We start from the raw sequence: 24004 nt of genomic DNA on the forward strand, positions 1-24004 counted from the left end.
TTCCTTTTTCTACTTACATGGAAAAGTGAAAATACATTTTTAACCTACTATTAGAACACAGAAACGTTATTCTAATTCTCCTTGCAAATCAAGCTTTTCGATAATTCTCTTTAATGGATAGCAACTAATAATAATAAATACGAGGTTCAATAATAATGTCGGGACGAATCTCCGGTCCATATATTCCGCAAATCCCATATCTGCAAAAGATAGGATGATATTCATTTGAAAAATAACGACCTCTAAAACTGCCGTAAACAAGAGAGCCACAAGGCAGGAAATAAGTATATTATTTTGCAAGATTTTCATGCATTTTGAAATCAAATACGCAAGAAAAGGGATAAGGAACATGTAAACCCCTAAAATTTCTGTATATACGGCATCATATGTTAACCCAAGAATTGCTCCATAAAGCATCCCTATTTTTCTAGATCCGAACATAGTCAGGAAAAAAACAAAAATCATAATAAACCGAGGAACTAGGATTTTATCAGCGCCAAATACATCACTTGCAAATAACTGGGCAAAGATGCTTTCAAAAACAAAAAAAAGCAAGGCTATAAAAGAAAGGATGAAATGTTTCACTTAACTTCATCCTCCCCATCCATCTCATCTTCTACGCCGCCAACTTCACGTTTGACGACCATTACATTATTAATATCATAAAAATCCGTCGAAGGTTCAATATACGCGGTTTGGTTTAATCCATATTGATCCACTTTAACATCGACCACTTTTCCGATTGTCAGACCTTTCGGGAAGATCCCTCCATAACCAGAAGTGATGACCAATGAATTTTTCTTGATTTTTTTATCATAAGGAATCCGTTTCATTAATAAAAGATTCTTTTCATCATCGAACCCTTCAATCAAACCAAATGCTTTATCTTTGCCTTGAATGATTGCAGAGACTCGGTTAGCTTTGTCGATTGAGCTTAAAAGTTGAACAGAAGCAGTGAAATCAGTGGCTACTTTTACCTTACCAACTAAACCAGTGGATGTAATGACAGCCATATTTTTTTCTACTCCATTACGCTTTCCTTTATTAATCGTAAGCATTTCATGCCAGCGTTCAGGATTACGCCCTATAACCGTCGCCTGAATTGGCGAATACTTCCGCAGATCGTCTTCCTTACCGAGGTTATCACGAAGTTCTTCATTTTCCTCTTTTAAATCTTGCACCTGGGTTTTCAATAAAACATATTCATCCAAACGGGCTTTCAACTTTTTGTTTTCATCGTATGTATGTTGAAGGTCTTTTAAGTCCCCTACAAACCCCGTTATACCCGATACAGGCTTATTAAACACATTTCCGACCCAGCCTGTTGTATCCTTTAAGAATTTCTCGGGCCAAGTTAACTCTTCTCTCTCTCTTAATGAAAAACCGATCAATGCCACGAGAACGATAATGCTAACGAGCAAGAGAAGGAGTTTTTTATTAAAAAACTGTGGCATGATGATTGCACCTCTATTTTTAATTTACTCAATTGTAATGATTAACACATTAATAACAGCTAGCCATCAAATGTTTTTAGACAGCTTAAAGAAAAAGCAAAGCCGGCTCAAAATTGCAACCTTTTGTTGAGCCGGCCCTATTTGAGAAGTAATGCTTGTAATGCTTATCTTGAATCTCTTGATTTAGTCTTGAACAAATGAATGTGGTCCAATGCTTTACCAGTTCCGATTGCAACACAATCAAGCGGATTTTCAGCAATGATTACTGGCATTTGCGTTTCTTCACTGATGACTTTATCCAAATTGCGCAGCAAAGCACCGCCGCCTGTTAGTACAATACCTCTGTCCATAATGTCAGCTGCAAGTTCAGGTGGTGTTTTTTCTAAAGTGTTTTTCACTGAATCTACAATCGCAGAAACTGTATCACTTAATGCTTTAGAGATTTCCTCAGCTGTAATTTCGATCGTTTTTGGTAATCCAGTCAATAGGTCACGGCCGCGAATTTCCATATTTTCAATACCTTCCGTGTCACCTGCAGAACCAATTTCCATCTTAATCGCTTCAGAAGTACGTTCACCGATCATTAGATTGTAGTTCTTACGAATGTAAACGATAATGGCATCATCCATCTCGTCACCAGCAATGCGAATTGATTGGCTTGTTACAATTCCACCAAGGGAAATAATCGCTACTTCCGTTGTTCCCCCGCCAATATCAACGACCATGCTGCCTGTAGGTTCCCAAACAGGAAGATCAGCTCCGATTGCTGCTGCAAACGGTTCTTCAATTGGATAGGCATCACGAGCTCCAGCTTGTCTAGCTGCATCGATAACTGCACGCTGTTCAACTGCTGTAATTCCAGAAGGCACACAAATCATGACATACGGTTTGTTACCGAATACGCCCTTTTTTTGAGCTTCTTTCATATAATACTTCATCATAGTAGCCGTTGTTTCATAATCGGCAATAACTCCGTCCTTCATCGGGCGAAGGGCAACCACGTTTCCAGGTGTACGACCGATCATGTTTTTCGCATCATTTCCGACTGCGACAATCTGTTTTGTATCTGTTTGCACAGCAACAACAGATGGTTCACGTACGGCAATTCCTTTTCCTTTTACATAAACAAGCGTATTAGCTGTTCCTAAATCAATTCCTATATCTCTAGCGCCAATTCCAAACATTATGGTATCTCCCTTTCGTAAACAAAAATGCCTTTTTATAAGTTCAAATAATAATTTGTCGTTTTTTGACAATAAGAGTTTTGAAAAAGTTTCCTCTTTTAAAAATCATAAACAATATTATATCGTATCATCAAAAATTTTGATAGTGTCATAAATAACCTTTTTCCTTCAAACTAACATATTTGTGCTCCCCAATAATGATATGATCCAATACTTCAATCCCAATTATTTTACCACATTCGACTAATCTTTTCGTTACTTCAATATCTTCTCTGCTGGGAGACGGGTCTCCGGAGGGGTGGTTATGAAGACAGATGATAGAGGCAGCAGACCTTCTGAAAGCTTCTTTGAAGACCTCACGCGGATGCACAATCGAAGCATTGAGACTGCCGATGAAGACTGTCGTTTTATGAAGAACTTGATTTTTCGTATTTAAATAGAGACAGACGAAATGTTCTTGTGTCAAAAAACGCATTTCTTCCATGCAATAATTGGCACCATCTTCAGGAGAGCGGATCACATAGCGGTCTGGATCATTTAATTTTTGAATTCTCCTGCCAAGTTCGACCGAGGCTAAAATTTGAATCGCTTTCGCTTCACCAATCCCTTTAATCCCGGTCATTTCTTCGACAGAGGCTTCTTTTAACAGACGCAGACCCTCGAAAGATTTGATGAGACGACTAGAAAGCTGAAGGACAGATTCTTCCTTTGTTCCAGTCCTCAACAGCAGAGCAAGCAATTCTTGATTGGAGAGGCTTTGCGGCCCGTCTTGCAGGAATCTTTCGCGAGGCATCTCTTCTTTCGGGTAATCCCGCATTTGCATTTTTTCACTCAAAGCATCCACCCTTCCTTATAAAGGGAGAGGGCCAGAGGAGAAATCTATTACGTCAAGTCTGATTGCATCACCTTAAGTTCGCGAGCTAGTCTTGAAACCGGAAGTCCGACAACAGTGAAATAGTCCCCATTAATTTGTTTGACAAGAAGTGAACCGTATCCTTGAATACCATAGCCGCCTGCCTTGTCAAAAGGTTCGCCGCTGTCCAGATAACGTTCGATTTCAGCTTCTGACAGCTCCCAAAAAGTCACTTCCGTTTTTTCTACAAATACTTTGCTGTGCTTACCGAATATAATAGCGACACCTGTGTACACTTCATGTGTTCTTCCTGATAACATCTCGAGCATTCTTTTTCCATCGGCACGGTTGATTGGCTTGCCCAATATCTCACCATCAAGGACAACAACTGTATCTGAGCCAATTACCCAGCTTTCCTGATGATCAGCCGCAATGGCTGCCGCTTTTCTAGAAGCTAATTCTTGTACCGCCTCTTCCGCACGCATGTTTTCATCAATACTTTCATCGACATTGGAATTCATACTTTCGAAGGGTATTTGAAGGAATTGTAGAAGTTCTTTACGACGCGGTGATGATGAAGCTAAAATCAATGGTTGCATAATAAAAAGTCACCTTTCTTTACATAGGGAGATACATTTCTATCCTATCAAATTATGGAGAAATCCACAATTATTGTTTACTAGAAATCGACAAATGGCCGTATCTTATTTCCCGGAAAATAAAAAAAGTTGTCATAAAGGGGAGCTTGTCCTGTTAAATCACTCCCCTAGATCATCAACTCTCACCCTGTTATTTTTTGGTAATCCAATAAAAAGTCAAGCAGACTTCCTTGAGCCTGTAAAAGATATTCTTCCTTTTTTGATGTTTCATATTCGGTTATCAACTTTGCCGCAGCTGATAGATTATTATTCATTTGGGAAAGTTCTGATGATAAGTTCTCCCCCTTTAGCTTTTCCATATTTTTTTTCAGAGTTTCCTCGTTTACTGTTGTTTCCTTACCCCGAAGCTTGGTTGCGGATGTTTCTGCTAATGAAGAATATACAGCCTTCATAGTGTCGAGTGTTTCCTCATCTTTTTGGCTTTTACTCGCCGCTTCAAAATTGATTTCCTTCCAATAAACGTCTACATCATATGACTTTAAAAACAATGCCAGCTCCTTACTTGCAGTTAGGCTCTCCGCTGATCCTAAAAATAAATAATAGCTGTCTTCTAATTTGAAAATTTCAGCAGGAACCTGCTTTTCAATGATTTTTTTTTGAATTTGTTTCGCGGCATCCTCGCTGCTGAATACACCGCCTTGTACAAGGAATGTTTTCAGCTGAGCTCCTTGTTCCATAGTTTCTGGTTTTGTATCCTCAGCAGGAGATGCCGTTGTGATAGAGGTCTCAACTGAAGTATCAGCTGCCTTTTCCTTAGTAATGGTTTTAACGGCAATTAAGCCAAGAATCGACCCGAAAAACACCGCACAAATGACTGCAATCAAGAATGGTTTTATTGGTCTTTTGTCCGGACTATTTAACGTGCCAGTACCAAAACCGATAAGCTTCGGCATTTTCTTCTTTTTCGGGGCAGGGACCAATACAACCTTGTTCTCGATTGAATCATCCGGTAGAATCCATTCAAAACTATCATCAGTTTGTTCCTGCTCCTCACCCGCTGCCTCTTGATCTACATTCTTATTTTTATCGGCAAATACTTTTTCTTCCCCATTTATTTTTATCTTAATACCTTTGCTTTTTTCGGACTTGTCCACTTTTTTTCCTCCTCTCCTGATCATTTTTTCCATCCTATCATAGAGGCAAAAAAAAATAACAAGACTTTTGTCGGCTTGTCATTAATAGGTTTCGTCAAATTTCTCTATTCATATTTCCCTAAACTAAGGACATTCTTCAAAAGGTATGGGTTCCGTTATTTCTGATCCTTTGCCGTCGCATAATTTGCGTTTCTCACCTTAAATAAATTCCTAGTAAACTATTTTCAGTTAAAATAGTAACCCTGTCCTTTAAGTTCAAAAACGCAAGCTGTCCAGAAAGTTTTTGACAAATTTCATCAAAACAAGGATCGTCCCTTTATGAAATAGATTCCCCTAATTATTATCATCTTAAAAAGTGCACATACCACTGTAAAATGGACTCGCCCCAAAAATAAGCAGTCAATGTCCCAAAAACGATATACGGTCCAAAAGGAATCAGTGTTTTCTTTTTAATCACGCCTGTTAGCATACCGATGATGCCAAAAAATGCCCCATAAAAGCTCGCAAACAGAAACGATAACAGCACCAACTTCAATCCGAGTGCAAAGCCAATCACTGCAAACAGCTTGATATCACCGCCACCCATACCTCCCTTGCTCACCACAGCGATTAATAGAAGCAAACTAAAGCCAACCGTGGCCCCTACAATTGAATCCCACCAAGGAGATAGTGGAAAGAGAACGCGTAGAAATAAAAAAATCACTGCAAAGAAAAGTAGTACCTTATCAGGAATAAGCATATAGGCCACGTCAGAAACAAAGATGATCATAAACAAAGAAATCAATGCCCAGGCAATCCAGAGTTCGTCCACCCTACCAAGGAATAAAGGAGCTGAAGCAAACAAAACACCTGTTAGCATTTCTACAACAGGATAAAGGAGGGAAATCCTGGCCTTACAGCCACGGCATTTACCGCCTTGCATCACATAAGAAACAACTGGTAGTAACTCGAACGACGTCAAGGTTCGTCCACAAGATTGACAAGCAGAGCGCCGATTGGTAAATGAATTTCCTATAGGAACACTTAAGCCGACAACGTTATAGAATGAGCCTAAAATTAGACCTAGGGCGAAGAGAAAGAGATAGAATGGCATCATTTATTTTACTTGCACTCGGAATCTATTTACTTCGATTGAATCCTTAGCATCAATTGTAAAAGTGCCTATATCAGAAATTCTAATTCCTTTTACAGAACATTCTACTTTGTCATAATCACCAGGGTTCTTCATAATTAAACATTCCTCTCGTTCTTTAATTTGCCATCTCTACTTCTGCCTTCAGTAGATCTCCCTCCTAGTAACTAGTGTATTTCTCTTTAGATTGCCGAACTATTCTTTAGTCCTATAGAATCAATACTTAAACATATTTTAACAAAAATACAGGATAATAGGTAATTAATATATAGGCTTTTATTAAAAGTAGTTTTCTTCTTTTAAGGCTCTGTTAAACGATAATGTTGATAGTTATCAAAAATAAAAAGGACCCTGAACAGGTCCTTTTTGTGAAAATAACTCATTTTGTCATGAAACCCGTTATTGATTATAGATCTATCAAAATTCAGATATAAATTCCCTCACAAGTGAAAGGAAATAAAGGGAACCTGTAATGACAAGAATCTCTTTTTCCCCTGTTTTCTGTCTCCCTTTCCTTATCGCCGCCTGCCAATCCTTATCTATGCTTTTATTTTCATGACTGCATTGTTTATAAAGTTTTTCCGCATCAGCCGCTCGTTCATGGTTGAATTCGGTAATGATGATTTCAATCGCTTCCTTTTCCAGCATATGCAGCATCTGTGAATAATCTTTATCCCGAAATGAACTGAAGATAAATCGGTAAGTGTAATCTGGATAATGTGTCTTAAGTGTTTCTATCAGTACTTCGATGCCAGCAGGGTTATGTGCCCCATCAATGATTACCAACGGCTCGTCCGATATTTTTTCAAAACGGCCTTTCCATTTCGCCTCCCCTATTCCCTTTCGAATGCTTTTTTCATCTATGCCTTCTATAACTAACATGACAGCAGCGACGGCCAGTGCTGCATTATCTATTTGATGACGACCTAACATCTGAAGGTCAATATTCCGGATAGACCTATTATCAAGTGAGATTGAGAAGCTTTGCCCATGTTTACTTTGCTTCACATCATTCACATAAAAGTCCCTTCCTAATTGATAATAGGGTACGTCTGCTGAAGCTGCTTTTTCTTCGATTACTTTTGCTGGCTCCTCGGCCGTGACTCCACTGATAATCGGTGCACCACTTTTAATGATGCCAGCTTTCTCTGATGCAATTTCCGCAAGGGTGTTTCCTAGAATATTCGTATGTTCCAAAGAAATAGAGGTAATGATCGAAAGAAGCGGCTGGATGACATTCGTTGTATCGAGCCTGCCTCCAAGTCCCGTTTCCATTAGAACTAGATCGACTTCTTTTTTGCTAAAATAAGAGAATGCCATCGCTGTTAAGATTTCAAATTGAGTGGGTCCGTTCCCCGCACTATCCATCTCTTGTACAATTGGCCACATTTCCTGGAAGGCAGCGACAAAGTCATTGTCACTGATTTCATCTGTATTTATCTTCAGTTGTTCATTCATGCGTATTAAATACGGCGATGTGAAGGAAGCTACCCGAATTCCTTCTGCCAGCAGGATTTCTTTTATATAATGCAAGGTAGATCCTTTCCCGTTTGAGCCTGCAATATGAATATACTTTAGACCTTCTTGGGGATTACCTAATTTAGTTAATAATGTTTCCATTCGTGATAGGCCAAAATTCATACCTAATTGAACCTGTCGTTGTTCGAAAAAATGATTGATTTCTTTCATGGTCTTTACCATTTATCAATAAGCCTCCTCTTTCTTTACACCGCTCTTATGCGTTAAAATTATTTTATCAATATATTAACGATTTACCTAGATGAAAGGTAGTGATTTACCGTGAAACCTTCTGCACTCCACTGTTGGATTGTCGTCAACGGCTATTTACAGCATGATAAGTTTTCTAGTTTAGCTTTATTTATTAAAGAAGCAGCTGAAAGAAAAGAGATTTCGGCAACCCTTGTCCGTAATTCCGAACTTATTCCTGTTATTGAAAAAGGATTGCCTATGCTAAAAGGAAATTTTGAAAAGTTGCCTGATTTTGTCCTGTTCATGGATAAAGACATTCATTTGGCTCGCCATTTAGAATTGCTCGACATTCCCGTATATAACAGCAGCACAGCGATTGATATTTGCGATAGCAAAGCAAAAACACATCAAGCGTTAGCAGGGCATGGCATTCCGATGCCGAAAACCTTATTTCCTCCGTTTACGTATGAAGGAATTGAAAGAATAAATGTGGATGCTTTTAAAGATATCGGCCTTGAACTTGGATACCCGCTTATCGTAAAGGAAGCATACGGCTCATTTGGTGAACAAGTGTATTTAATTCAATCAGAGGCTGAATTTTTGAAGACAGTCCAAAAGCTTGGACACAAACCATTTATTATTCAAGAATTCATCGAGCACAGTAAGGGCCGTGATATTCGCGTGAATGTCGTCGGAGATCAAGTCATAGCTGCAATGCACCGCAAATCCGAGCATGACTTCCGAGCTAACATGACAGTTGGAGGCCATGCATTACCATACAGCCCCACCAAGAAAGAGGCGGATCTGGCCATCCGATGTGCGTCGATTCTCGGTGCAGACTTTGCTGGCGTCGATTTATTGTTCGGTGAAGATGGCCCGCTTCTATGCGAAGTGAATTCGAACTCGCATTTACTAAATATTTACGACTGTACTGGGATCAACATCGCTGATAGCATGTTTGATTATGTGTTGGACAAATTAGAAAAAGGAAGTATATCAGATGAACAAACAAACAGGTTGGTTGATCTATAATCGTGATGATGCCGAAAAAAACAGAGGATACATAGACTGGATGCTCGACGAAGCTAAAGGGCTTGACCTTGATTTACATTTTTACTTCCGAGAAGACATCAAAATTGGTCATCGTTTCAATGAGTTGTTCGTGGAACATAAGCAACATCCTATTGAATTGCCAGACTTTGCGATTGTTCGGACCATCGATCCTTTTCTCACAAAACAGTTGGAGCAAGTGGGTATTGCCTGCTTTAACTCCTCTTTCGTATCCGAAATGGCGAATGACAAAGCAAAAACGCATCAATATTTGACCTCAATCGGAATTCCGATGGCCGATACCGTGTATTGCCAAGGAAAGCCGAGTGCTGATGATATGGACTTCCCGTTCATCGCCAAAGAAGCCCATGGACGCGGCGGGAAACAAGTATATTTGATTGAACACGCACATGATTTAGCCGAATTGTCGGAAGGAAATTGGATTGTCCAAAAGCCCTGCGTATTCGGCAAGGATATCCGCGTTTTTGTGATTGGTAAAAAAGTGGTGGCCGCTGTACTTCGAGAGTCCTCCTCCAGCTTCAAGGCAAATTATACGTTAGGTGGATCAGCTTCATTATATGAGCTGTCTGCAGGTGAAAAAGCGCTTGTTGAAAGAGTAATCGCAGCTTTTGAGTTTGGCATGGTCGGAATCGATTTTATTTTTGCCGAAGATGACAGCCTAATGCTCAATGAAATCGAGGATGTAGTGGGTAGCAGGACACTTAGTGCACTAAGTGACATTAATATTGTAAGAGAGTATCTTATTTTTATTAAAGATAGAATTTCCTCTCAACCGGACATTTAATCACGACTGATTGAAGATTAATATTTATTAAACAAAAAAAGGATGAACCAGCATAATAGGCCGGTTCATCCTTTTGCATTTTACAGCTGTTTCAATTCGTTGATTCTGTGGATCACAGAGTCACGTTTTTCGCTGTAGTCTTTTTCTTTGGCACGTTCTTCATCAATAACGCTTGCTGGCGCCTTTTTAACAAAGCCTTCGTTGCCTAATTTTTTCTGTACGCGTTCGACTTCTTTATTAAGTTTGTCGAGTTCTTTTTCAAGACGTTTCACTTCTTCGTCGATATTGATCAGTCCTGTAAGCGGAAGGATTAGTTCAACACCAGTTACAACTGCCGTCATTGCTTGAGCTGGTTCTTCGACTTCGATGCCGATCGTCAAGTGTTCAGGATTACAGAAACGCTCGATATAGCTGCTGTTTTTCTGTAATGTTGCTAAGATGGACTCGTCTTTCGCTTTTAAAATCAAATTGATTTTTTTGCTTAAAGGTGTGTTCACCTCAGCACGAATGTTACGAACGGAGCGGATGATTTCAACAAGCAGCTTCATTTCCTCGGCTGCAGCTGAATCTGTCAATTCTTCGTTCACTTCCGGCCAAGCAGCAACAGTGATCGACTCACCTTCATGAGGAAGGTTTTGCCAGATTTCTTCGGTAATGAATGGCATGAAGGGATGCAACAATCTCATCGTGTTATCTAGCACGTAAGCTAAGATTGAACGAGTCGTTTTCTTAGCTGCTTCGTCTTCGCCATATAACGGAAGTTTCGCCATTTCAATATACCAGTCACAGAAATCATCCCAAATGAAGTTGTAAAGCACACGGCCGACTTCACCGAACTCATAACGGTCAGCGAGTCTTGTTACGTTTGAAATCGTTTCGTTCAAACGCGTTAAAATCCATTTATCGGCTACAGATTTTTCACCGCTTAGATCGATTTCGTCATACGTCATGCCATTCATGTTCATTAAAGCAAAACGGGATGCGTTCCAGATTTTGTTGGAGAAGTTCCAAACCGCTTCCACTTTTTCGGTGCTGTAACGAAGGTCCTGACCTGGTGAGCTGCCCGTTGATAAGAAGTAACGCAGGGAATCAGCACCGTATTGATCGATAACATCCATCGGATCGACTCCATTACCAAGCGATTTGCTCATCTTGCGTCCCTGTTCGTCACGAACAAGACCGTGAATCAGTACATCTTCAAATGGACGTTCGCCCGTGAACTCAAGTGCTTGGAAAATCATCCGTGAAACCCAGAAGAAAATGATATCATAGCCTGTCACAAGTGCTCCGGTTGGATAGTATCGTTTGAAATCAACGCTATCTTTGTCTGGCCAACCCATAGTTGAGAACGGCCATAAAGCAGAGCTGAACCACGTGTCCAAAACGTCTGTATCTTGTTCCCAGTTCTCAGCATCCGCAGGCTCTTCATGTCCTACATACACTTCGCCTGTTTCTTTATGATACCAAGCCGGAATGCGGTGGCCCCACCAAAGCTGACGGGAAATACACCAGTCGCGAATATTTTCCATCCAGTGCAGATACGTTTTTTCGAATCGATCTGGAACGAAATGAACTTTTTCATCATCAGACCCTTTTTGAAGCTCAACTGATGCATCCGCAAGAGGTTGCATTTTGACGAACCATTGAGTCGAAAGATATGGTTCAACAACAGCACCGCTTCGCTCTGAGTGACCAACTGAGTGAAGGTGATCTTCTATTTTAAAGAGTACTCCTTCTTCCTGAAGGTCTTTGACGATTTGCTTACGGCACTCGAAGCGGTCCATACCTTCGTATTTACCGGCCTTTTCATTCATCGAACCGTCTTCATGCATGACAAGGATGCGCTCCAAATTGTGACGGTTCCCAATTTCAAAGTCATTCGGATCATGGGCAGGTGTAATTTTAACCGCACCAGAACCGAATTCCATATCCACATAATCATCACCGACAATCGGAATTTCTCGACCTGTAATTGGCAAGCGAACCATTTTACCGATTAAATGCTTATAACGGTCATCTTCAGGGTGTACGGCAACAGCAGTATCGCCAAGCATAGTTTCTGGGCGAGTCGTAGCTATTTCAATTTCACCTGATCCGTCAACTAATGGATATTTCATATGGTAAAATGCGCCCTGAACATCTTTGTAAATAACCTCGATGTCAGATAACGCTGTTTTCGTTGATGGATCCCAGTTGATAATGTATTCGCCGCGGTATATCAAGCCTTTGTTATAAAGGGACACGAATACTTCGCGTACTGCTTTAGAAAGCCCATCATCAAGCGTGAAGCGCTCACGTGTGTAATCAAGACCAAGACCAAGCTTTGACCATTGTTCACGGATATGACTCGCATACTCCTCTTTCCATTTCCATGTTTCTTCTACAAACTTCTCACGGCCTAAGTCGTAACGGCTTACGCCTTCTGCACGAAGCTTTTGTTCAACTTTTGCTTGCGTAGCGATACCAGCATGATCCATACCTGGCAACCATAAAACGTCATAGCCTTGCATCCGTTTCATACGAGTTAATATATCTTGAAGTGTTGTATCCCAAGCATGGCCTAGGTGCAGCTTACCTGTTACGTTCGGCGGCGGAATGACAATCGTATATGGCTCTTTTTTGTCATCACCTTTTGTTTCAAAAAACTTTCCATCAAGCCACCACTTATAGCGGCCTTTCTCTATCGTCTGCGGATCATATTTAGTCGGCATCGAAATTTGGTTCTCTTCCATAATCATTTCCTCCTTTTAAGGGCATAAAAAAAACTTCCATCATCACAAAAGGACGAAGGAAGTTGTTCGCGGTGCCACCTTTTTTCCGAAAAAGAAAAGAATCTTCTTCGGCTCTCAAATGGGATAACGGCTCTTCACCGGCCATCGCTACTAAATAACTTTCACGAAAACTGCTCGCGGACGACTTCTGATGCTGCCAACTTAGAAACCTCTCACCAACGGTTCCCTCTCTGAAAAGCGCATTTCATCTTACTATTTCCGGTCTTTGCATTCATTTATATTCATATGTAAAATCACTAAACGCATATAGTATATAGTACAAAAAAAATAGGGCTCCAGTCAATCATCTTTCGAATACTTTCTTAAAGTATTCCACTTTAGGCTATTAAATCTTGCCATTCAGTCTTTTTCTTTATTCTAACCTCTAAGATAAGTTCCTGTGACGGCTTTCTCACCTTTTCCACCTCATACCCATAGAATATAAGAAGTCCTACAAAGGAAGGTAATAATATGAAACGAAAATATTCCCCTTATACTTTACCGCCTTGGATGAAAAAATTCCGCGGTGTTTGCCAGCAGTTCATTATCCCTTTTATAGTATTCCAAGGGTTGCGGACGCTGATTTTCCCTACTTTCTTCGATATGCTTCTGCTAATCGCATTTATTTTCTTAGCTATGTCTTTATATTTCGAATGGATTTAATTATTCCCCTACAGAAAAAAAATATACATGACTGGAGGTAATCCAATCATGTATATTTAGCTTGGGGGTGATTGCTCTTCTTTAACAGCTTCAGTAGCCGCCTTTTTCTTCTGTTCAATCTCTTCGATTTTCATCACCATATATTCAATATTCTTCAGGAGCCAAAATTGCCGCTGCAGTTGGGTTACATTATCTAGTTCTGTTCTATGGCCTCTGCCGTCCGAATAATTCTTCACTATATCTAGAGCCGATCCCGGAAAAGCAAGATAGCTTTGCATCAGCAGCAATTCTTCTTCTTTTAACGGGAAATAACGGAGATAGTTATATAGCCAATCGACACAGTCATCACATTGGACAGGATAGGTCCTCGCCGATTTGACTAGGAATGGGAGTAAATCGAAATGAGGCGGTGCCGTATTCGAATTCTCGAAATTAATAAAGTAACCATATCCACGTTCATCATAAACAAAATGCTTTAATGAGACCTTTCCATGCGTGACAACAGTCCGGATTTTTTCACTTTCCTTTGTTTTTTCATACCACGTTTCAAACTTCTTAATCGAGTACCTCAGTGCCTGTGATATATCTGTGAAAAAGGAACAAACCATCATTTCAAATGGAGACATATACCACTTCTTTTCACAGCTATCAATATACTCATCCATAAAATCCTTCTCGTTATTCCAGGAATCCAATGTTCGCTCATAATGAGATTCTCGTTCCTCAATATCCACTTCTATTTCTTTTACAGACAACGTATGCATCCGGGCAAGCTCCCTGAACATTTGCTTATGGCTTTCATCGCGCTCTCCGTTTCTCTCGTTATTCAACCAGGGCATCAGGTAATACAAACGACCATTATGAAGAACCGCATAACGTTGATCCATCGTTTGATAAATGGGAACAATTCGGTTATACCCGCGATGATACAGTTTTTGAACATTTTTGATAAAATCAATGCCGTTGTGCGGTAAAATGGACTTCAAGGCAAATGTACCGCGATCACTATAGACTTTTTTCACTCGTCCGAAATCCTCTATATATTGTACATATAGGGCATATTCTTTCAAAACTTCTCCTGTGTCCCTATCCCAATTATTAGTCTGCTGATTCTCGTTTTCCCTCACGAGACTCACTCACTTTCTCTAAAAAAACTCGCCAATTGGATTCCTATAGCCACCAAAGGCGTAGTCACATTCAATCTTAATTTCTTAGATTGTCTTTCATATCTACCAATGTTTATTAAATTACAACTCAATTACTATAGTAAAAAACAGGAGCAGTGCCATCTGCTCTGCTCTCTGCCGTACTTAATTTTTATAAGCAATCGCCTTCGGTATATAAATGACTTGCCCTTCATGAACGTTCTGATTCGACTCCAATTCATTGCTGAAGAGTATAGATTGAACAGTTACATCATAGCGCTGTGCCAAATCATCCAACGTTTCCCCTTGCTGAACAATGCAAACCTTCATCCTGACCAGTTCTTCCTCTTGTTTTCGTCCGAATAAATCCATAATGGATAAATGCTTATTCGCGTGCTCTGTCGTCTCTTTATCATCACGTTCCGAGGCTTGTTTTCTGCCTTTATAATTTTTAACTTCTTTGGCTGGTTGCTCTGGATTTTCTTTTCTTTTAAACAAATCCCTTATAGACGATTGGTGTTCCTCTTCGTTTGCTACTTTCACATGCTCATTGAGGATAGGTCCTGCTTCATTAACAGCTTTTTCCTGCCGGTCGACTTCCTCGGATCCAAATGGCGATACAGGATTCTTACTAACTGGGACACTTTGTTGATTACTTACATAAACCGATTCTTCTTCTTTCTTAATCTCCGAGTTCTCTACGGCTTTTACCAGTCTGCTAACTTCTGCCTCTAGATTCTCATCTTGAATGGGTGACTCCGGAATCTTATCAACTGGATGACTATGGCGATCAATTAGGTAAATCACTTCTTCTTCTTCTTCCTCTTCGGCTTCTTCCCTGTTTACTTCTTCCCACTGCTCCTCTTCTGGATACGGTGAAACAGGAATTTCAAAAACTGGAGCATTATGCTGTTCACTTAAATAGATAGGCTCCTCATCATCTTCTTCCTCAGTTTCAGACACTCGTTTTGCCTCGGCAGAAAATGGCGTGTATAACTCTTCTTCCTGCTCATCACGAAACACCGGTTGAAAATCTGGGATTGGCGGGACCCCAGCCGCATATGGAATGTACGACTCATTTTCTTCGTCTGTTTCTTCTTGTTCCTCGGTTTCTGTTTCCACGACCTCCAGTTCCGTATCGGTACGTTCTTCCACATATGAATCATTATAGATTCCGGTTATCAACAAATCCGCCTGCAATTTTAAACAGTTATGCTCAGGTAGAGCATAATCAAAACTTTGAATCGAGACATCAATTTCATCTAATGAGGCAATCCGATTATTCGGAATCGTTATATCAACCGGAAAACGGTGTGTGAACTCATTAAGTCCATCGAGATTCCTCTCAACCTTTTGAACGGATCTTGGCAAAAAGGTCTGTGAAAACTCCTCTTGTTCACCATTTTGCGAGTCCTTGTATTCACCGCATAAATCTAACGAGCCTCGTATAAAAACATATTGATCACTTTCTTGAATCGTCACATTTGGATCGAGGGAAATGGAATATAGCTCAGCCACTTCCTGTCCCTTCTGGAACCAAACGGATTCCTCTAAAGAAAATCGTAAATACGATTCATTTTCTTGCGACAAGACAACTCCTCCTTTCAGCTTCAGTAAACGGTACCTATACCAATAACAATCTATGAAGAAATGCTATTGATTATTCCTTAATTTCATCGGAAACCATCTTGCCCTTAAGCCCTTCAACCACTTTTATTCGGCTTTTCCGCCATTTAATTCGGCCTTCAACCATTTATTTCGGCCTTCTACCATTTAATTCGTCCTTCATCCACTTTTATTCGGCCTTCTACCATTTAATTCGGCCTTCAACTACTTTAATTCGGCCTTCAACCATTTATTTCTTCCTTCAACCATTTAATTCTTCCTTCAATCATTTATTTCGCCTTCAACCATTTAATTCGGCCTTCAACCATTTATTTCGGCCTTCAACCACTTTTATTCGTCCTTCAACCATTTAATTCGTCCTTCAACCATTTATTTCGGCCTTCAACCATTTATTTCGGCCTTCAACCATTTAATTCGGCCTTCAACCATTTATTTCGGCCTTCAACCATTTATTCGGCCTTCTACCACTTTTATTCGTCCTTCAACCATTTAATTCGTCCTTCAACCATTTATTTCGTCCTTCAACCATTTAATTCGGCCTTCAACTACTTTAATTCGGCCTTCAACCATTTATTTCGGCCTTCAACTACTTTAATTCGGCCTTCAACCATTTATTTCGTCCTTCTACCATTTAATTCGGCCTTCATCCACTTTTATTCGTCCTTCAACCACATTAATTCGTCCTTCATCCACTTTCGGCCTACAAACTTTTTTCGGCCTACCTATTGATTGAAATTCAATAAAAAAACAGGCTACCTTTCTCCAAAAGTTTTTGGATAATGGTAGCCTGTTTTAAGAGATTTATTAGTGTTTCAATTAGCTAGGTAGTTCAGGAAGTCCTTTTTAGACTATTTTTTTAATTTCGCAAAAGCCTGTTCAGTTGCTGCAATGGTCTTTTCGATATCTTCATCACTATGTGCAGTAGATAGGAATAAACCTTCGAACTGGGAAGGCGGCAAGTAGATACCTTGGTTCGCCATTTCCCTATAGTAGGAAGCAAAGAACTCTAAATCAGAAGTTTTTGCTGTATCATAATTAACTACATCTTCATTCGTAAAGAAAAGTCCGATCATTGAACCAGCACGGTTAAATGTATAAGGAACACCATATTTTTTAGCAGCTTCTCCAATGCCTTTTTCGAGCATGTCACCTTTACGGGTAAACTCTTCATAAGACTCTGGAGTCAATTGGCTCAGCGTTTCAAGTCCGGCAGTCATGGCAAGCGGGTTTCCGGATAATGTTCCTGCTTGATAGATTGTTCCACTCGGTGCAATTTGTTCCATGATTTTACGTTTACCTCCGAAAGCTCCGACCGGTAAACCTCCGCCAATAACTTTACCAAGACAAGTCAGGTCCGGCTCAATGCCAAAATAGCCTTGTGCACAATTATAACCGACTCGGAAACCTGTCATAACTTCATCAAAAATCAATAGAGCCCCGTATTGGGTCGTCAAGTCGCGCAGGCCTTCCAAGAAACCAGGTTGTGGTGGCACGACACCCATGTTCCCCGCAACAGGCTCCACGATGATACAGGCGATGTCTTCGCCAAATTGCTCAAACGCATATTTTGTTGCTGCAAGATCATTATATGGCACTGTAATTGTATTTTTTGCAATGCCTTCTGGTACACCCGGGCTATCTGGTAGACCTAACGTTGCAACGCCAGATCCGGCCTTAATTAATAAGGAATCACCATGTCCATGATAAGAACCTTCAAACTTCAGGATTTTATCACGGCCAGTATATCCTCGCGCTAATCTTAAAGCACTCATAGTCGCTTCTGTTCCTGAAGAGACCATACGAATCATCTCAATCGAAGGAACCCGTTCAATGACGAGCTTAGCCAATTCATTTTCAACCACGGTAGAGGTTCCGAAGCTTGTACCTGATTCCGCTACCTTTTTCAGTGATTCAACGACACGATCATTCGTGTGTCCCAGGATAAGCGGTCCCCAGGAAAGAACGTAGTCTATATATTCATTGCCATCGATATCATACATTTTCGAGCCTTTGCCACGCTCCATGAAAATGGGGTCCATGTCCACAGATTTAAAGGCACGGACCGGGCTGTTCACGCCGCCCGGCATCAAATTTTTTGCTTCAGCAAACGCTTTTTTCGATTTTTCATATGACCGCATGATTCAGTCCCCTTTTCTCTAACAGGTTATTTTTTTATCTTTTATTATCTTCGTCAATCCAGCGTGCTACCTCTTTTGAAAAATACGTAATGATTAGGTCCGATCCTGCACGTTTTAAGCCTGTCAGCATTTCCATTACAATTGCTTTTTCATCAATCCAGCCATTATTGGCCGCAGCCTTTACCATGGAATATTCTCCGCTCACATTGTATGAAACAACAGGAAGATTAAAGTTATTTTTTACATCTCTGATGATGTCCATATAAGAAAGGGCTGGTTTCACGATCAAGAAATCCGCACCTTCAGCAACATCTGATTCCGCTTCACGGAACGCTTCAAGACGATTCGCAGGATCCATTTGGTACGTCTTCCTGTCACCAAATTGTGGCGCGCCATTCGCTGCTTCACGGAATGGGCCGTAAAAGGCTGAAGCGTATTTTACAGCATAGGACATAATTGGGATATCTTCATAACCCGCTTCATCCAAACCTGCACGAATGGCCGCAACAAATCCGTCCATCATGTTAGAAGGTGCAATGATATCAGCGCCCGCTTCGGCCTGGCTAATAGCCGTTTTAGCAAGAAGGTTAAGAGAAGCGTCGTTTAAAATCTTGTCTCCCTCAACGACTCCACAATGGCCATGGCTTGTATACTCACAAAGACATGTATCAGCAATGACGATGATTTCCGGGTATTGTTTTTTGATAAAACGGGTCGCCTCTTGTACAAGACCGTTATGATGAAAAGCACCTGTTCCATGTTCGTCTTTATCATGATCAAAAGGGACACCAAATAAAATGACTGATTTAATGCCTAGACTCACGACTTCATCCATTTCTGCTCCCAGATTATCCATAGAAAGCTGATAAATACCGGGCATCGAGCTAATTTCATTTTTTACGTTTTCTCCGTCAATGACGAAAATCGGATAGATTAAATCCTCTTTATGCAATTGTGTTTCACGGACTAGAGCTCGCATGCCAGCACTTGCACGCAGGCGACGGTGGCGATTGAATGGAATGTCTTTCATTTTAAAGTTCCTCCCCTATTATTCTTTTTTACAATGAATTGTATTAATTCCTCAACCATTGCTTCTGTTGTATAAACATCTGGACACACATCGACAGTTAAACCATGTTTAGAAGCCGTTTTAGCAGCAATTGGTCCGATGCAAGCAATGATAATGCTTTCTATGTATGTACCCAATTTATTGCGGTCTATAATCTGTAAGAAGTGCTCTACCGTTGAAGAGCTAGTAAAGGTTATGATATCAATTTTTCGACTCACTATCAGTTGAACAAGTTTTCTTTCACTCTCATCAGGAAGTACGGTATGATAAACAATCACTTCATCACAGGATGTACCAGTTTTATTAATCTCATCCGCAATGACCGCGCGCGCCAGATTTCCTTTTGCCAGCAAAACACGGGATCCTGGTTGAAGTAGTGAAATGAACTCCGAAACAAAACCTTCAGCAACAAACTGAGATGGAATAAAATCCGCCACATATCCATGGCGCTTCAGTGCTTCTTCTGTTTTTGAACCGATAACAGCTATTTTTGGAAGCCTAACAGGCTTTTTTCCGAGAAGTGCAAAGAGGAATTCAACCCCATTTTGACTAGTTAAAATAATCCAGTCGTAGCTATCTAATTCTTCTAACCGCTGCTGCACTTCTTCCCGACGATCAGGAAGAGTGAACTCAAGCAAAGGAACAAGAAGCGGAGTTCCACCATTTTTTTCAACCGAAGCTTTTAATCCATCAGCCTGTCTTTTCCCTCTGGTGATTAACACCTGATAATCTTTTAGAGGTTGAAAGGGCTTCATTACTGATCAAGCTCCTCTTTTACACGATCGATTAACTCTTTACCGCCAAATTCACTAATAAGTTTAGCAGCATTATGTCCAACTGCTTCTGGGTCGGACCCTTCAACCATTTCTTTATAAATCAATTTACCATCCGGAGAAGCGACCAATGCAGTTAATGAAATATCTCCATTGTCTTTTGCTACCGCGAAGCCGGCAATCGGCACCTGACAGCCGCCTTCCATTTTATCTAAAAATGCACGTTCTGCTTCAACTGTTCTTTTCGTTTTTTCACAGGTGAATTTCGCAAGCTCAGCCAGTAAATCTTGATCGTCAGCACGGCATTCAATAGAAAGTGCTCCTTGGCCAACTGCTGGTATACAAATATCTTCATCTAAAAATTCTGTTACGACGTCCTGCTTCCATCCCATTCTTGAAAGTCCGGCAGCAGCTAAAATAATAGCATCGTAATCTTCAGTTTTCAGCTTATTCAGGCGGGTATCGATATTACCGCGAATCCACTTAATTTCAAGGTCTGGTCTTCTTGCTAGGATTTGAGCACCACGGCGTAAACTGCTTGTCCCAATGATAGAACCTGGCTTCAGTTCAGAAAGAGTTTCATGGTTTTTTGAAATCAAGGCATCTCGGTGGTCTTCTCTCGGTGGAATGCAGCCAATCGTCAAGCCTTCTGGAAGTACCGCCGGCATATCTTTCATACTATGTACAGCCATATCGATTTCTTTATCAAGCATAGCTTGTTCGATTTCTTTTACAAATAAGCCTTTGCCTCCTACTTTAGAAAGCGTTACATCGAGGATTTGATCCCCTTTTGTGACAATTTCCTTCACCTCGAACTCGTATGGAACACCAAGCTCTTTGAGTTGATTAATAACCCAGTTCGTTTGGGTAATCGCTAATTTACTACGTCTAGAACCGACAATAATTTTTCTCATAATTTCCTCCTATGTATTCCAAAAGTGGAATGTTGAAAGGCTTCCAAAAAGGAAAAAGTTAATTAACACAATCATGAAAGATCCAATATTCAGAAAGGCTAGTGTCCTTCCATACATTTGTTTCCGAATTTTCAAGTATAAAAACACGCTGTAACCGATGAGCAAAATAAATGAGCCGATAATTTTCATATCCAGCCAGGATACTCCAGGTACTTTTATATAGGCCCATTGAATACCCAAGATAAGGGAGACCACTAATAATGGGACTCCGATTACTGCAAGGACATATGACATATGCTCAAGCTTTGTTAAATCTCCGAGACGAAGCAGCCGTTTCCCCCATTTTTTTCGTTTCAATAAATCATATTGAATTAAGTAGAGTAGGGAAAATACGAAAGAAAGCGTAAAAGCCCCATAAGATAGAATGGCAAACGTAATATGTATGAGCAAAAGCTCTGAAACGAGCTGCTGTGCGAGCACTTCTGATTCTATCTGAACTGGTGCAAAGGTATGAATAGCCATAACCATAAAGCCTAATACATTTGTAAAGAAGACCGTAAAATCGACTCTAAGCAATCGATTAATAATTAGTGATAACGAAATGAGGACCCATGCATAAAAATATAAGCCTTCAAAAATCGTCAATACCGGAAACCTTCCCGTTTTCATTACATATAGAAACAAAAAAATTGTTTGCAGCACCCAAACAATAGAAAGCAACCAGAAGGCAACTTTATTCGCCTTCTGGTTATTATTAAGGAAGTCAATAAAATATAAAAGCATACTGATGGCATACAACAATACAGTGGCTTCATGTAATCTTGTCATTAGTAATTCCATATCTACCTCATTACTGGACAGGAACTGGATTTAATAGGGATGTCTTGGCGCTGTTCCGTTCATTTTCATCATCCACTACCAATTGTTCTTCAATCAATTCCTCTAAATGAAAGATCTTCACGAAATTATTTAATTGCTCTTTTGCATTCGGCTCATCTGCAAGTTCTTTGGCATATAAAATCGGATCTTTCAGCATTTGGTTGATGATGCTCTTCGTATGCTTGTTCAGAACTTTTTTGTCGCGTTCGCTTAAGTGTGGAAGCTTTCTCTCAATGCTTTCCATCGTTTCCTTTTGAATCGACAGTGATTTTTCCCGTAAAGAGGAAATAACAGGAACTACGCCAAGCAAATTAATCCACTGATTAAAATCAACAATTTCTGATTCAATCATTAATTCGATTTTCTCAGCTGCTTTTTTACGCTCCTCAATATTTGCTTGCACTATTCCCTCAAGATCATCAATGTCATACAAGAAGACATTCTCAAGCTCAGCTAATTTTGGATCAAGGTCACGCGGTACCGCGATGTCGACCATGAAAATAGGACGACCTTTGCGAAGCTTGTTCACGAACGTCATCATTTCTTTTGTTACGAGAAGATTTTTTGAACCAGTGGAGGTAATTAAAATATCCGCTTCCACTAAGGCACATTGCAACTCTTGAAGCTGTTTTGCTTTACCATTAAATCTTTCAGCCAAGTCGACTGCTTTCTGATACGTACGGTTAATAACCGTAATACTATCTGCACCGTTACTGTGCAGATTTTGAATAGCTAGTTCTCCCATTTTTCCTGCACCAAGAATCAAGACATTCTTGCCGTTTAGTCCACCGAAGATTTTTTTTGCAAGCTCGACTGCCGCATAGCTAACAGAAACTGCATTCGTATTAATTTCCGTTTCTGAATGAGCCTTTTTTGCTAATGTAAGGGATTGCTTGAAGAGATGGTTAAAAACCGTACCAAGCGTATCTTCTTTCTGTCCTAACATATAGCTTGAGCGAACCTGTCCCAAAATCTGTGTTTCTCCAAGAATCATGGAATTCAAGCCGCAAGTAACTGAAAATAAATGCTCGACTGCTCCATCGCCTTCATAGATAAACAGATATTTAGAGAATTCTTCCTTATCGATGTTAAACCATTCTGAAAGAAATTCCTTGATATAATATCGGGTTGTATGAAGTTGGTCACCGACCGCAAATATTTCCGTTCTATTACATGTTGAAATAATAACATTTTCCAAGATGCTTTTTTTATTTTTAAGAGCTTTCATTGCCTCGGCAAGTTCGGCTTCGTTAAACGACAGTTTTTCCCGAATTTCTACAGGGGCAGTTTTGTAATTAATACCAACCGCTAGAATATGCATCCTTTTATTTTGCACCCCCAAAATTTTTCATGTAAATTTATTATACCATGTACTAAAATTGATTCACGCAAATAATATGAACAGTTTATGAAAACGTATGCTACCATTAAAAAGACTGCCAAAACACCTGAATAGCTACAAAAGGTATTAGAGCGGTGGTTTGTAATTTATATACATACTTCGACATTGTGTACAAAAGTACCATATCAAAAATGCCCAAAAACTTCAAGTAATCGAATTGGATAGGAGGACAAAATGAAAACGCAACGTATTTTCCCTGGAATCGTTTTAATCGGTTTCGGACTCTACTTTTTTCTTGAACATTCACAAATAGAAATCTTTCCAGGCTTTTTTAGCTGGCCCACCTTATTATGTATCGTTGGTATCGCCTTCTTAATACAGGCTTATAGCGGTAATGAATTTGATTCAATCCTTCCCGGCGTCATCTTACTCGGGTTCGGCGCTCATTTCCATATCGTTGAGAACCTAGATATTTGGCCGGATAATATAGGTATCTTTATTTTAATCATATCTCTAGGATTTATTCTCCGGGCCCGCAAAACAAATTCTGGAATGTTACATGGAATGATATTATTTATCATCTCAATCCTTATTTTATTTTATGATAAAATCTCTACTTCTTTCGGCATCCTCGAAACAAGTACGGCAAACATTGAAAAGTTTTGGCCGTTTGTGTTGATGGGAATTGGGGTTTACATATTAATCCGAAAAAAATAAAGCTTTAAAAAATTAAGGCGAATTTA

21 protein-coding genes and 1 other annotated feature are annotated in these 24004 nt (G+C 40.0%); of the genes, 4 read left to right on the forward strand and 17 right to left on the reverse strand.

Features of this window, described 5'->3' with window-relative positions; all coding sequences use genetic code 11:
* Window positions 1-66 precede the first annotated feature (66 nt).
* The 8 genes from mreD to NST21_RS20325 form a co-directional block, all read right to left on the reverse strand.
* Window positions 67-585, reverse strand: coding sequence for a rod shape-determining protein MreD (gene mreD / locus NST21_RS20290; protein WP_057218889.1), 519 nt, complete (start codon window positions 583-585; stop codon window positions 67-69).
* Window positions 582-1454 carry a rod shape-determining protein MreC gene (gene mreC / locus NST21_RS20295; protein ID WP_056525553.1) on the reverse strand — a complete coding sequence of 291 codons (873 nt, stop codon included), beginning with the start codon at window positions 1452-1454 and terminating at the stop codon, window positions 582-584. The genes mreD and mreC overlap by 4 nt, the downstream gene beginning before the upstream one ends.
* Before the next feature lie 164 nt (window positions 1455-1618).
* The gene (locus NST21_RS20300; RefSeq protein ID WP_053347162.1) at window positions 1619-2638 is read right to left on the reverse strand and encodes a rod shape-determining protein; all 1020 of its coding nucleotides are present in this window, start codon (window positions 2636-2638) and stop codon (window positions 1619-1621) included.
* Between the two features lie 148 nt (window positions 2639-2786).
* Complete coding sequence (gene radC / locus NST21_RS20305) at window positions 2787-3461, reverse strand: RadC family protein (RefSeq protein ID WP_053348145.1); 675 nt, start codon at window positions 3459-3461, stop codon at window positions 2787-2789.
* Window positions 3462-3520: 59 nt separating this feature from the next.
* On the reverse strand, window positions 3521-4090 hold the full coding sequence (locus tag NST21_RS20310; RefSeq protein ID WP_340890919.1) for a Maf family protein: 570 nt from the start codon (window positions 4088-4090) through the stop codon (window positions 3521-3523).
* Window positions 4091-4272: 182 nt separating this feature from the next.
* A complete protein-coding gene (locus tag NST21_RS20315; protein WP_340890920.1) occupies window positions 4273-5244 on the reverse strand; it encodes a hypothetical protein in 972 nt (323 codons plus the stop codon).
* A 343-nt stretch (window positions 5245-5587) separates the two neighbouring features.
* Window positions 5588-6340, reverse strand: a complete 753-nt coding sequence (locus NST21_RS20320; RefSeq protein ID WP_445670539.1) for a prepilin peptidase — start codon at window positions 6338-6340, stop codon at window positions 5588-5590.
* A 453-nt stretch (window positions 6341-6793) separates the two neighbouring features.
* Complete coding sequence (locus NST21_RS20325; RefSeq protein WP_340890923.1) at window positions 6794-8077, reverse strand: bifunctional folylpolyglutamate synthase/dihydrofolate synthase; 1284 nt, start codon at window positions 8075-8077, stop codon at window positions 6794-6796.
* A gap of 99 nt (window positions 8078-8176) precedes the next feature.
* Here NST21_RS20325 and NST21_RS20330 point away from each other — a divergent pair, with 99 nt between their 5' ends.
* Together NST21_RS20330 and NST21_RS20335 are read left to right on the forward strand one after the other, a co-directional pair.
* On the forward strand, window positions 8177-9118 hold the full coding sequence (locus NST21_RS20330) for an ATP-grasp domain-containing protein (RefSeq protein WP_340890925.1): 942 nt from the start codon (window positions 8177-8179) through the stop codon (window positions 9116-9118).
* Window positions 9087-9941, forward strand: a complete 855-nt coding sequence (locus tag NST21_RS20335) for an ATP-grasp domain-containing protein (RefSeq protein WP_340890926.1) — start codon at window positions 9087-9089, stop codon at window positions 9939-9941. Before NST21_RS20330 ends, NST21_RS20335 begins: the two co-directional genes overlap by 32 nt.
* Window positions 9942-10021: 80 nt before the next feature.
* Here NST21_RS20335 and NST21_RS20340 read toward each other — a convergent pair whose 3' ends face one another.
* A complete protein-coding gene (locus NST21_RS20340; protein WP_053347168.1) occupies window positions 10022-12673 on the reverse strand; it encodes a valine--tRNA ligase in 2652 nt (883 codons plus the stop codon).
* A 45-nt stretch (window positions 12674-12718) separates the two neighbouring features.
* Window positions 12719-12948: a binding site (T-box leader), on the reverse strand.
* Window positions 12949-13183: 235 nt separating this feature from the next.
* Here NST21_RS20340 and NST21_RS20345 point away from each other — a divergent pair.
* The gene (locus tag NST21_RS20345) at window positions 13184-13375 is read left to right on the forward strand and encodes a hypothetical protein (RefSeq protein WP_056525571.1); all 192 of its coding nucleotides are present in this window, start codon (window positions 13184-13186) and stop codon (window positions 13373-13375) included.
* 56 nt (window positions 13376-13431) lie between these two features.
* Here the strand turns inward: NST21_RS20345 and ysxE are convergent, their stop codons facing one another.
* The 8 genes from ysxE to hemA all read right to left on the reverse strand — a co-directional run bounded on the left by ysxE (window position 13432) and on the right by hemA (window position 23240).
* Window positions 13432-14511: a spore coat protein YsxE gene (gene ysxE, locus NST21_RS20350; RefSeq protein WP_340890928.1), complete on the reverse strand. Its 1080-nt coding sequence runs from the start codon at window positions 14509-14511 to the stop codon at window positions 13432-13434.
* A 174-nt stretch (window positions 14512-14685) separates the two neighbouring features.
* The gene (locus NST21_RS20355) at window positions 14686-16110 is read right to left on the reverse strand and encodes a LysM peptidoglycan-binding domain-containing protein (protein ID WP_340890930.1); all 1425 of its coding nucleotides are present in this window, start codon (window positions 16108-16110) and stop codon (window positions 14686-14688) included.
* Window positions 16111-16994: 884 nt separating this feature from the next.
* Window positions 16995-18284, reverse strand: a complete 1290-nt coding sequence (gene hemL, locus NST21_RS20360; RefSeq protein WP_340890931.1) for a glutamate-1-semialdehyde 2,1-aminomutase — start codon at window positions 18282-18284, stop codon at window positions 16995-16997.
* A gap of 34 nt (window positions 18285-18318) precedes the next feature.
* Window positions 18319-19314 (reverse strand): porphobilinogen synthase, encoded by a 996-nt coding sequence (gene hemB, locus NST21_RS20365; RefSeq protein WP_201186054.1) that lies wholly within the window; start codon window positions 19312-19314, stop codon window positions 18319-18321.
* Window positions 19311-20108, reverse strand: coding sequence for a uroporphyrinogen-III synthase (locus tag NST21_RS20370; protein WP_340890933.1), 798 nt, complete (start codon window positions 20106-20108; stop codon window positions 19311-19313). The genes hemB and NST21_RS20370 overlap by 4 nt, the downstream gene beginning before the upstream one ends.
* A complete protein-coding gene (gene hemC, locus NST21_RS20375) occupies window positions 20108-21040 on the reverse strand; it encodes a hydroxymethylbilane synthase (RefSeq protein ID WP_053347175.1) in 933 nt (310 codons plus the stop codon). Before hemC ends, NST21_RS20370 begins: the two co-directional genes overlap by 1 nt.
* Before the next feature lie 9 nt (window positions 21041-21049).
* Entirely contained in the window at window positions 21050-21880 is an 831-nt protein-coding gene (locus NST21_RS20380) for a cytochrome C assembly family protein (protein WP_053347176.1), read from the reverse strand.
* A gap of 10 nt (window positions 21881-21890) precedes the next feature.
* Entirely contained in the window at window positions 21891-23240 is a 1350-nt protein-coding gene (gene hemA / locus NST21_RS20385) for a glutamyl-tRNA reductase (RefSeq protein ID WP_201186056.1), read from the reverse strand.
* A gap of 255 nt (window positions 23241-23495) precedes the next feature.
* Here hemA and NST21_RS20390 point away from each other — a divergent pair, with 255 nt between their 5' ends.
* A complete protein-coding gene (locus tag NST21_RS20390) occupies window positions 23496-23978 on the forward strand; it encodes a LiaF transmembrane domain-containing protein (RefSeq protein WP_201223473.1) in 483 nt (160 codons plus the stop codon).
* Window positions 23979-24004 lie beyond the last annotated feature (26 nt).

It is taken from the genome of Peribacillus sp. FSL K6-1552 (assembly GCF_038005205.1).
Lineage (GTDB): Bacteria > Bacillota > Bacilli > Bacillales > DSM-1321 > Peribacillus > Peribacillus butanolivorans.

Bases quoted from the DNA above. Each gene is read 5' to 3' on its own strand.
- mreC (WP_056525553.1), bottom strand. From the start codon at position 1,454: ATGCCACAGTTTTTTAATAAAAAACTCCTTCTCTTGCTCGTTAGCATT.
- hemL (WP_340890931.1), bottom strand. From the start codon at position 18,284: ATGCGGTCATATGAAAAATCGAAAAAAGCGTTTGCTGAAGCAAAAAAT.
- NST21_RS20370 (WP_340890933.1), bottom strand. From the start codon at position 20,108: ATGAAGCCCTTTCAACCTCTAAAAGATTATCAGGTGTTAATCACCAGA.
- hemB (WP_201186054.1), bottom strand. From the start codon at position 19,314: ATGAAAGACATTCCATTCAATCGCCACCGTCGCCTGCGTGCAAGTGCT.
- NST21_RS20345 (WP_056525571.1), top strand. From the start codon at position 13,184: ATGAAACGAAAATATTCCCCTTATACTTTACCGCCTTGGATGAAAAAA.
- radC (WP_053348145.1), bottom strand. From the start codon at position 3,461: ATGCAAATGCGGGATTACCCGAAAGAAGAGATGCCTCGCGAAAGATTC.
- NST21_RS20390 (WP_201223473.1), top strand. From the start codon at position 23,496: ATGAAAACGCAACGTATTTTCCCTGGAATCGTTTTAATCGGTTTCGGA.
- NST21_RS20340 (WP_053347168.1), bottom strand. From the start codon at position 12,673: ATGGAAGAGAACCAAATTTCGATGCCGACTAAATATGATCCGCAGACG.
- NST21_RS20325 (WP_340890923.1), bottom strand. From the start codon at position 8,077: ATGGTAAAGACCATGAAAGAAATCAATCATTTTTTCGAACAACGACAG.
- NST21_RS20310 (WP_340890919.1), bottom strand. From the start codon at position 4,090: ATGCAACCATTGATTTTAGCTTCATCATCACCGCGTCGTAAAGAACTT.
- NST21_RS20380 (WP_053347176.1), bottom strand. From the start codon at position 21,880: ATGGAATTACTAATGACAAGATTACATGAAGCCACTGTATTGTTGTAT.
- NST21_RS20300 (WP_053347162.1), bottom strand. From the start codon at position 2,638: ATGTTTGGAATTGGCGCTAGAGATATAGGAATTGATTTAGGAACAGCT.
- hemA (WP_201186056.1), bottom strand. From the start codon at position 23,240: ATGCATATTCTAGCGGTTGGTATTAATTACAAAACTGCCCCTGTAGAA.
- hemC (WP_053347175.1), bottom strand. From the start codon at position 21,040: ATGAGAAAAATTATTGTCGGTTCTAGACGTAGTAAATTAGCGATTACC.
- NST21_RS20320 (WP_445670539.1), bottom strand. From the start codon at position 6,340: ATGATGCCATTCTATCTCTTTCTCTTCGCCCTAGGTCTAATTTTAGGC.
- NST21_RS20335 (WP_340890926.1), top strand. From the start codon at position 9,087: ATGAACAAACAAACAGGTTGGTTGATCTATAATCGTGATGATGCCGAA.